Consider the following 9,595-nt stretch of genomic DNA (forward strand, 5'->3'; position numbering starts at 1 on the left):
GCCGTGCCGTCGCTCAGCACATTGCCCGAGGCCTGCGCGCCTTCCGTGACGCTGTTGGTGTCGGCATGGGCCGTCGGCGTATCATCAGTAACATTAACCTGAACCGTCGCGCTGGCCTGGCTACCGTCCGTATCGGTGGCGACCACGTTGATGCCGGTCAGGTTGATGATGTTCTGTCCGCCCGCGTCGGGATGCGGGAAGTTGTCGAGCAGCGTCACATTGACTGTCGCCGAGCCGTTACCTCCCGCCAGGATCGGCAGGGACGATGCGACGAGGTCGACCTGGATAGCTTCGATGCCGTTGATGGAACCGACAATCTGAGTCGGCCCGGCAAGCGTCCAGACGATATCGGCGCCTGCAACTCCGTTGACGTCCGCCGTGATCCCGACAACCGACGAGAACGCTAGCCCGGTGATGTTGTCGGAACCGGCGTGGAACGTCACGGTCCCGCTGCCGTCCTCGACGTTGGTCGCGGCCGCGCTGCCGGTCGCGTTGGCGGTGCCGAGCCCTGCCTCGTCCACCGAAATTATCGCGTTCGAGACCACCGACGGGCCTTCCCCATCGCCTATGGTGATATTGAGTGTCGTCTGCGAGGTGTCGCCGTCGCCGTCCTTCAGCGTGTAGGTGAAGGTGTCGGTCACCGGAGAAGCGTTATTGATGTTGGAGTTGGCGACATAGCTATAAGTGCCGTCCGGGTTCAGCGTCAGCGTGCCGTACTGGCCGACGACATGGAAGTCGCCGCCTACCACCGTCGTTGCCCCGGCGCCCGTCACGCCGCTTACTGAGGCGCCGTCCGCGCCCTTGGTGTCGGCGCCGGCGGCATTGCCGTCGCTACCAAGTCCGGTAATCACGTTGCCATTCGCTGTGCCGCCTTCCGTGGTACTGTCGGTGTCGGCAACCGCCGTCGGCACGTCGTCGATGATGGCAACGGTGAAGGTCGTGCTCGCCGTATCGCCGTCGACATCCGTGACGGTGATGCTGAAATTGTCCGGAACCGTATCGTTGGCGTCGTATCCGGTCGTGCTGACGGGATGCGTCACCGACTGGGTCACGGTGTAGTCATACTGGATGGCACCCGTGCCAGGATCAAACGACAGGATCGTGATGTAGCCGAACTGCCCTGAAATTTGCTGGCCGACGCCGGTCACGGTGGTGCCGTTGATGACGATCGAGCCGATGCCATCGGGTGCGTCGATGCTGATCGTCCCGACGCCGGAAGTTTCGGAGTTGGTCGGTGCCTCGCTGCCCGGCGATTGTTGCGCGCCGCCATCGAGTCCGGTTTCGCTGGCCGCCTGATCAGGGTTGGTCAGCGACATGGCCACGACGGAGACGCCTCTGTCGACCAAAGAGGGAAACAGCTCATGCCGCTCGAGCTGCCCAAACTGCAAAGCCGTCGGCGGCAGAAGCGCCGACAGGCCGAAGCCGTCGCCGATCCCGCCGGCAGGCTGTTCGAAATTCCCGCCGGCGCTCGAGGTCGTGCTGCCACCGGCCGATATCGAGCCGTCCGCGCCAAAGGCGACATCGACATGGCTCGCTTCCAGCGCTGCGATCAAGGCCACGCGCGGCACTTCGACGTCGCCGATGATGAAGGTCGGCACATGCAGGGCACCGTCCTTGATGACGATGACCGAGCCGTCCGCCTGCTCGAGCACGAGGTTGTGGCCGTCGACCTTGATGTTGTCGATCGAGACATTGGCGGGAAGTTTGACGACGTTGCTTGCGTCCGCGACGTATTCGTGCGGGGCGTTTGCCGCTGGCGGAGCTGCCGCTGGCGCGCCGCCACCGACATCGACCGGCACAGGCTCGGCCGCGGCCGGCGCTGTTTGGACCGGTGCCGCCGCTTGCTCGGCGGGCGCGGCTTGCGCCACCACCTGGGTCGGCGCTGTCAGGTCGTGATGATCGTTGGAGACGGAATGCTCGTCCCACGAGTTCGAAAGATTGTCCAGTTCAATGCTGTTCGCCATAGCTCAAACCCCTCCGGTATTTCCCGGATAGAGACAGGCGGCGGCTTGACTTTGCAACGGTCCGTCAATGCATTCTATATATTTGGATATGCCTTCGATGACTTTTTTTACGCTTGGTAAACTGTGAACATATAATCAGTTATATGTTGTCTGGAAGGCATAGCGCTTCGCCACCGGCGGCGCGGAAAACTTGGTAAATATAAGTATAAATACATGTAAAATTTTACTAAAATCAGCAAAGTGAATTCGTAGGAAACTTATCCATCTTCCTTTCCAGTAATTTGAGACAAAATTGGTAGCGTCCACAGTCAAAGGTGGGCGTCATGAAAAAACAAAGGAATGCTCCGGGGAAGTGCAAGCTCAAGCTGCTTCTGCTGGCGGTGGGGATAGCCGGCTCGGCGCAGCCAGCCCTTGCCGGACCCGTCATCAGGAATTTCATGCCCGAAGCAGCACTGCTTGGAGTGGTCCAGGCGCCGCTTGGCCTCGGCGGCATTTCGCTGCAGAGATACCAGCCCTGGCAGCCGGCCACCCCCTACCGGATCAGCCTTGTCCTGAACGGATATGGTCCCGTTTCCGCTCAAGACGGGTCCAGCGCCTCGATGGCGCAAGAGGGCAGGGGTGTCGACCCGATGCAGACGGCGTCGATCATTCCGGGCGTTTTCGGGTCGGTTGCGCTGTCCATGCGCAATTTTCCCGTTTCGGCGCGCTGGGCACCTGTCTACCAGGCCATAACCGATTGCACCGCGGGCAGCCCCTGTGATCACGAGAGCCCGGCCTTCGCGGCCATGGTCTCGGCCGCCCAAGGCAAGGGGTTCGTCGAAAAACTGTCGTTCATCGACAGCGGCATCAACCACCTGATCGCCTATAAGAAGGACAGCGTCGTTTACGGCAAGCTCGATTACTGGGCGAAGCCTTCGGAGATCCTCGCCAATCGTGCCGGCGACTGCGAGGACTTCGCTATCCTAAAGATGACGGCGTTGCTGAGGGCTGGCATTCCGGCACGCAGCATGTCGCTTGTCGTTCTCCAGGACCGCAAGCGGGGCTTTTTCCACGCCGTGCTTTCGGTCAGCACCGCAAGCGGCGCTTACATTCTCGACAGTCTCAACGATACCGTGCTCAAGGACAGCGCCCTTCCGAATTATCAGCCACTGTACTCGTTCAGCACCGACCGGGCCTGGATCCACGGGTCCAAATCGGGGGACGCCCAGATGGCCGATGTCAAGGGCGGTTTCGCAACCGTCGCCCCTGGCGAAGGCGTCCAGGCGGAAGTCAAGTAAGGGGCCCGCGCGCCGGCTTTCTTGTCCCGGTTGATTGGCGGACAATTCCGGGAAAAGTCCCTTGGTGGTTTTCCGGCGGAATTGCGTCAGGCAGATAGGGCCGTTCGGCGTTTGCGTGAAACGAGGAACGGCGCTAGCCGTTGAAGACGAAAGCCATCAGCAATTCCAGGTCCAGCACCGGCGCCCGCACCACGTTCAACTGGCCCCGGTAACGGCGTTCGCCGGCTCCAATCACAAATCCGCTCGCAACGGCAACGTCGCCATTGGTGTCGAGGCGGGCGAATATATCGGCCACGTTGAGGTCCAGCGCCAGCTTCAGGTCCTGGCGCGTGTCTTCGTCGAATGCCGCCGGCAATTGTCGTTTGACCAATTGCTGGAACGGCGCATTGAAGGTCACGATCTTCTTCGTCGAGGCCAAGGCGAAGGCCGGCGACGGGCAGGCAAGCAGAATGACGTTTATCGTCCTGATCGATGCAAGCCTACGCAAATTCAGGTTCTCGCGCCCCAACTCGCGTATGCAGGCCACCCGGATTGCCGAGGTCAAGTTTCCTTTCTCCGCGTGACCTTCGGCGATCTCGTCGACCAGCATGCCGATCGTGCATTTGCGGCTTTCAGCCATCTGTTTCAGCGAAACCCAGAAAGCCCGTTCAAGCCGAATGCCGCGCCTGATGCCGCCGCGCGCCACGACGCGGAACTCGAGTTCGAAATCTTCTGTCGGGAGTGGCAGAAGCAAGTGGTCGCTCCGGGTCGCGGGAGAGGTGGCGCTAGCGCTCACTCATTGCCTCCTGGCGGGCTTTGTTGATCGGCTTCAGCAGGTAGCTCAGGATCGTCTTGCGACCGGTCTTGATATCCACGGAACAGATCATGCCGGGGATGATCGAATATGCCTTTCCGTCTCGCTCCAGCGTCGATCTATCGGTTGAAACACGCACCTGATAGTAGGGCTCGCCCGTCTTCTGATCGACCAGGCTGTCGGCGGTTATGTTTGAAACCTTGCCCTCGATGCCGCCAAAGATCGAGAAATCGTAAGCCGTGACTTTGATCAAGGCATCCTGATCTGGGCGGATAAACGCGACATCGCGGGGCGAAACACGTGCTTCGACCAGCAATGTCTCGGAAGTGGGCACGATGCCGGCCACGACAGTACCCGGCTGGACGAAGGCGCCGACGGTGTTCAGTTCCATAGTGTTGACGATGCCGTCCACCGGCGAGCGGATATCCGTTCGCGCGACCTTGTCGGTCGCGCCGCGAATGGTTTCGTCCACCACTGAAAGATCGGCCAAGGCCTGCGTCAGGTCATCGAGCGCTTCCTGCTTCAACTGCAGCCCGAGTTCCTCGACCTGGAGCTGCGCCTCGGTGATCGCCGACTTGCCCTTCTTTATCGTCTCGCCGGCCAGGTTCAATTGGCCGTTGAGTTCGGTCTGTTCCTGCTCGACCCTGAGCTGCTCGGTCCTTGCCATCAGACCTTTCTTGACCATCGCCTCGACCAGCTTCGCCTGCTGGTCGCTCACAGCCAGGTTTTTTGTCAGGCGGTCGAGATTGGCGTTCGCCTCGTCCAGTTCCTTTTCGCGCTGGTCGAGTCGCGACTTGAGCACCGACAGCTTGTTGTCGAAGTTTTCGCGCCGGGCAACGAGGAGATTTTGTTCGTTGTCGCAGATTTCCGGCGCCACGGATTGGATGTCCTGCGGACAGGGAAACGATCCGGTGATGCTGCCGCTCTGTTCGTATTTGAGCCTGGCGATGCGTGTTTGCAGGGCCCGCGCCTTGGCTTGCTGTTCGCCGAGGCTGGATGTGTTCAAAGTATTGTCGAGACGGATAATAAGGTCGTTCTTCCTGACGACCTGCCCCACCTTCACGGCGATTTCCTGAACGACGCCCGGCTCGCTGGCTTGAATGACCTGGGTCTTGGAGGCCGGTATGACCTTGCCGTCGCCACGCGCGATCTCGTCGACCTCGGCGAAGGACGACCAAGCGACAAAGGCGGCGAAGAGCGCCCCTATGATGAATATGGACGCCGTCGCGAAAAGCGGCGGGCGGTCTTCCCTGGCAAGCATTTCCCACGCCCCGTTATCATATCGGTTTCAGCCCGATATAATTTGTTCATTCAGGAATTCGTTCTCTGCAGCGCCTGAATGACTTGTTCTTTTGGCCCGTCGGCAACTATCTTTCCTTGTTCGATAACAATGAGGCGATCGGCCAATTCGAGCATGCTGAAGCGATGCGTCGAGACGATCAGCGTCGTGTTGTGGTCGAAAGCGGTCTTGAGTTGCTTTATCAGTTGCCGTTCCGACGCCAGATCCATCGAGCCGGACGGTTCATCCAGAAAGACGATCTTCGGCTTGGTCAAAAGCAGCCGGGCGATCGCCACCGTCTGTCTCTGCCCGCCGGAAAGATTGGTGCCCCGTTCACCGACGTTCATGTCGTAGCCACGCGGGTGGCGAGACACGAACTCGTCGACGCCGGCGGCTTTCGCGGCTTCGATGATCTGCTCGTCGGTCGCCTCCGGAGATGCCATCAGCAGGTTCTCCTTGATGGTGCCCGAAAACAGATCGCCGGCTTGCGCGACGATGCCGACGGCGGCGCGCACCTCTGACGGGTGATACTGGCGGATGTCGATGCCATCCAGCAGCAATTCGCCGGAGCTTGGCAGAAAAAGCCTGCCGATCAGGCGTCCCATCGTCGTCTTGCCCGATCCGATGCGGCCGATGATGCCGATGCGCTCTCCCGGCTTCACCGAAAAGTTCAGGCCGGACAAAACCTCGTTTTCCGATCCGGGGTAGACGAAGCCGACATTCTTGAACGTCATCGCTCCATTGCGAATCGGGCGATTGACAAAGCCCACCGTATCCGGCCGGTCCTCCGGCTGGGCCATGATGGAATTCACCATTCTCAAGGAGAGCATGGCCTGGCGAAATCTCGACAAGGTGATCGCGATCTGGCCGAGCGGAGCCACGGCCCGGCTCGCCAGCATCACCGTTCCAATGATGGCTCCTGTCGAAACATGCCCTTCCGAAAAGGCGTAGGCTCCAGCCACGACCAGGGCGACCGTCACAAGCTGCTGGATGGCCTGGGTGATGTTGCCGGCCGCCGCCGAGAGCTGCTTGATCTTCTCGGAAGTGTTGGCCGCGTTCTTCGAATGCTCGCCCCACTTCCTCAGCAAATAGGCTTCGGCGCGCAGCGACTTGATCGTTTCCAGCGTGGAGATAGACTCGACCAGCAGAGCCTGGCGCTGGGAGGCTTCATTCATGGAGGCTGCGACCCGTTTGCCGATGCGGCGTTGCGTGACGAGGCCAACGACCACCGACGCCACAAATGCGAGGGCCGGGATGACGACCAGCCAGCCGCCGATCGCGTAGATGACGAGCAGGAAGATGAAGACGAAAGCCGTATCGATGAACACGCTGATCGTGTTGGAGGTGAAAAATTCCCTGACGAACTCATATTGGGTGACGCGGTTGGCATATTCGCCTGTCGAGCCCGGGCGCGCGGACAGGGATGAATTCAGCACCTTCTCGAACAGCAGATACGATATCCGCAAGTCCGCCTTGCGCCCGGCATAGTCGATGAGCGAGGCTCGGGCCGTTTTCAAAAGCAGATCGAAGAGAATGACGGCGCCGATGCCGATCGCCAGCACCCAAAGCGTCGATATCGCCTTGTTCGGCAATATGCGGTCATAGACATTCATGGTGAAGATCGGCGAGGCGATGGCCAAAAGATTGATGAAGATCGCCGACAGCACGACCTTGGAATAGGTGCGCCAGAAAGCGCCCATCGTCCCCGTCAGCCAATGGCGCCGCTCGATCTGCTGCGCCGACCCGACCTTCATGCCCTCGGTGGCGTTGGCATAGGTGATCGAGAAGGATACGCCGCCACTGATGTAACTTGCGGCCAGCTCGGATTTGCCGACAGTCGTGCGCCCGTCTTCCTGCGGGGCCGTGAGATACCCGTCGCCGTCAGTTTCCGCCAGCAAGGCGATCGGCAACTGACTGACACGGAAGAGAATTGCCGGAAGATCGACGCGACCGCGCAGGAAGTCGCGATGGTTGAATTCCTGGGTCTCGAGACCGATGCGCTCGGCAAGATGCCGGATCTCGGTGACCTCGATGCGCGTGTCCGAAATCGGCACTCCGGCAAACAGCACGGTCTCGGCGCTCGGCCTGCCGAGATAGGCGGCCACCGCCGAAAAGCAGGCCTTGAACGCCTCCTTGGGCGACAGAATATGTGGCTGCTGATTCACGACCCGCCCGCCAGAACCCTCAACACCCCTTACGGCTCACTTCTTCCTGACAGGGGCGAGGATATCGAAGGGCAGGTCGTTCTTCTGTTCCGACGGGGTCCGTGCATAGGTTTCGGTGTCTGGGATCTCCGGAACCGCGAATTCATCCTTGGCGTAGGCCGCGGCCTGCTTCGGCGGCTGGATGTCCATCGTTTTCAGCAACTGCCCGGTTGCCGCCAGAAGTCGGTATTGGGCAAAGAGGGATGCGTAGGACGCGGTGTCCGCCAGCGTTGCTGTGTTGAACCGCGTATTCTGCGCATCCAGCACATCGAGCAGCGAGCGCTGTCCGACCTTGAACTGCTCGCGATAAGAGGCAACCAGCTTCTCGTTGGAAGCGGCTTGCAGCTTCAGGGTCTTTGCCAGGTCGGCTTGCCGGAAGCGGCGATCCCACGACGTGCGAACGGCTTCTTCGATCTCCCGCAGAACCTGATGCAGCCCAAGCCGCTGTTCGCTGGCGCGGCGGATCTGCTCCTGCTCATTAGCTTTGTCGATGCCGCCCCGATACAGGTTCCACCGCAGCACTACCCGTGCCTGCAGATCGGACGTGTCTCCATTGTCGCCGTCAATGTCGTATCCGGCCCGGGCAACGCCTTCGGCGACGACCGACGGGCCGTATTTCGCCCGAGCGGCGTCAACCTGCGAGCCCGCGGCGGCGATATCGCTATTGGCCATGTGGACGCGCGGGTTGTTCTCCCGCGCAATGCCCAGCGCGTCGTCCAGGGACCTTGGCAGTGCAGAGGAAACGTCGCCTGGCCGCGATGCATTGGTCAGCGGTTTCCCGACGGTCTTGAAAAAGCGTATTCTCGAGGCCTCGAGTTCCTCGGAAGCCTCCTGCATGCGGGCCTTGGCCGCAAACAAGCGCTCCTCGGCCTGTTGCCGGTCTGCTTCGTTCAATCCGCCGCCTGCTATGCCTTCCCTGATGTCGTGGAGAATCGCTTGGTGAAAGCCCAGATTCTTCTTTGCCTCGGCCACGATCGAGGCCTGAAGCATGTATTCCAGGTAATCCTGGACGACAGACAGCCCGATGAACTCAGATCGCTCCAGCACGCGGAATGAGGCGCCATCCACTCGCGAGGCTTGACGGTTGAGTTCGGCTCGCCTTGCGCCACTATCATAAAGCGTTTGCGAAACCGTCAGATCGGTCTCCGCGGGATAAAGCGCATCGTGCTCGATGGAGAGCGCGCGGCGGGAGGAGTTGTCCAGGCGGCGAGCACCAGCGGATGCCTCCAGGTCGACGCTTGGAAGATAGAGCCCTTTTGCTTGCCGCAGTTCGAACTCGATGGCCTCGCGGTTTTCGATGGCCTGGCCGATTTCCGGGTTGGATTCCACCGCGACCGCCATGGCTTCCTTGAGTGTCAGCGCATGCGCGCCCCAGCAGCTCAGCATGGTAGCCGTCATCAAGAGACCAACGCCCATGACCTTGGTCGACAGACCTGTCGTCTTCATTTTCCCACCCACGTTTCCCCGCGCCTTTTAAGAGCGCCCCAGCCGGGCTTGGCGCCTGACCTTGCCACTATCTTGCAAATTAACGTGCGCGTTTCATTATTAAGCTGTGACTAAATCATAGAATTTAGGCAGACGGTCAAAAAATGTAGCAAAAATAGCACACATTTGGGACGCCGGCGGGATCAAATGCCGGTATCGAAACTTGAAGCCCCGAGACAAGATATTGAAGATGGGCAACAGCAAGCCTGTTCTGGCATATGCCGACGAGTACGCATGTCCGCAAACAAAGTTGCTCTCGCGGAGGCAATAAGGCGCCTTCAACAGCTCGGGTGCAGAAGGATTTGGTCCGGCCCACCCAGATTGACGACATGTTCTGGTCGCGCTTTCATCCGCTGTGGTTTGCGAGATCGCCGAGGCACTGCCGAGCGTGACACTTCTTGGTCAAGTCTAGGCTGCAGAGTGTTTGGAGCAGGGCCTATTCGGTGCGCGCTTCGGCCTCGAATGGAGTCTGCCCTTCCCGAGAGATGGGTGACAGTTCATTCCGGATAGATGGGTTATGCCCTTCCCGAGAGATGGGTGACAGTTCATTCCGGATAGATGGGTTACACTTTCGGCCCTTTGCAAGGAGAGCA

Annotated in this window: 6 protein-coding genes; 1 reads left to right on the forward strand and 5 read right to left on the reverse strand. The window is 60.1% G+C overall.

Translation table 11 applies throughout. The features are described 5' to 3' along the window. Positions 1 to 1,964: Ig-like domain-containing protein (locus tag LB554_RS29135; RefSeq protein WP_224588249.1), on the reverse strand; the 1,964-nt coding region annotated here is incomplete at its 3' end. A 323-nt stretch (positions 1,965 to 2,287) separates the two neighbouring features. On the opposite strand from LB554_RS29135, the gene LB554_RS29140 reads away from it, so the two are divergent. Then, positions 2,288 to 3,241 (forward strand): transglutaminase-like cysteine peptidase, encoded by a 954-nt coding sequence (locus LB554_RS29140; RefSeq protein ID WP_224588250.1) that lies wholly within the window; start codon positions 2,288 to 2,290, stop codon positions 3,239 to 3,241. 133 nt (positions 3,242 to 3,374) lie between these two features. Here LB554_RS29140 and LB554_RS29145 read toward each other — a convergent pair whose 3' ends face one another. Genes LB554_RS29145 through LB554_RS29160 form a run of 4 tightly spaced genes read right to left on the reverse strand, consistent with a single transcriptional unit; the run spans position 3,375 to position 8,963 of the window. Then, positions 3,375 to 4,016, reverse strand: coding sequence for a ribbon-helix-helix domain-containing protein (locus tag LB554_RS29145; protein WP_224588252.1), 642 nt, complete (start codon positions 4,014 to 4,016; stop codon positions 3,375 to 3,377). Further along, positions 4,006 to 5,295: an HlyD family type I secretion periplasmic adaptor subunit gene (locus LB554_RS29150; RefSeq protein ID WP_224588254.1), complete on the reverse strand. Its 1,290-nt coding sequence runs from the start codon at positions 5,293 to 5,295 to the stop codon at positions 4,006 to 4,008. Before LB554_RS29150 ends, LB554_RS29145 begins: the two co-directional genes overlap by 11 nt. Before the next feature lie 50 nt (positions 5,296 to 5,345). Continuing rightward, on the reverse strand, positions 5,346 to 7,478 hold the full coding sequence (locus tag LB554_RS29155) for a type I secretion system permease/ATPase (RefSeq protein ID WP_140663265.1): 2,133 nt from the start codon (positions 7,476 to 7,478) through the stop codon (positions 5,346 to 5,348). 36 nt (positions 7,479 to 7,514) lie between these two features. Next, a complete protein-coding gene (locus LB554_RS29160) occupies positions 7,515 to 8,963 on the reverse strand; it encodes a TolC family protein (protein ID WP_015318755.1) in 1,449 nt (482 codons plus the stop codon). Positions 8,964 to 9,595: the final 632 nt, after the last annotated feature.

This window comes from Mesorhizobium sp. CO1-1-11 (assembly GCF_020164995.1).
GTDB classification, from domain to species: domain Bacteria; phylum Pseudomonadota; class Alphaproteobacteria; order Rhizobiales; family Rhizobiaceae; genus Mesorhizobium; species Mesorhizobium australicum.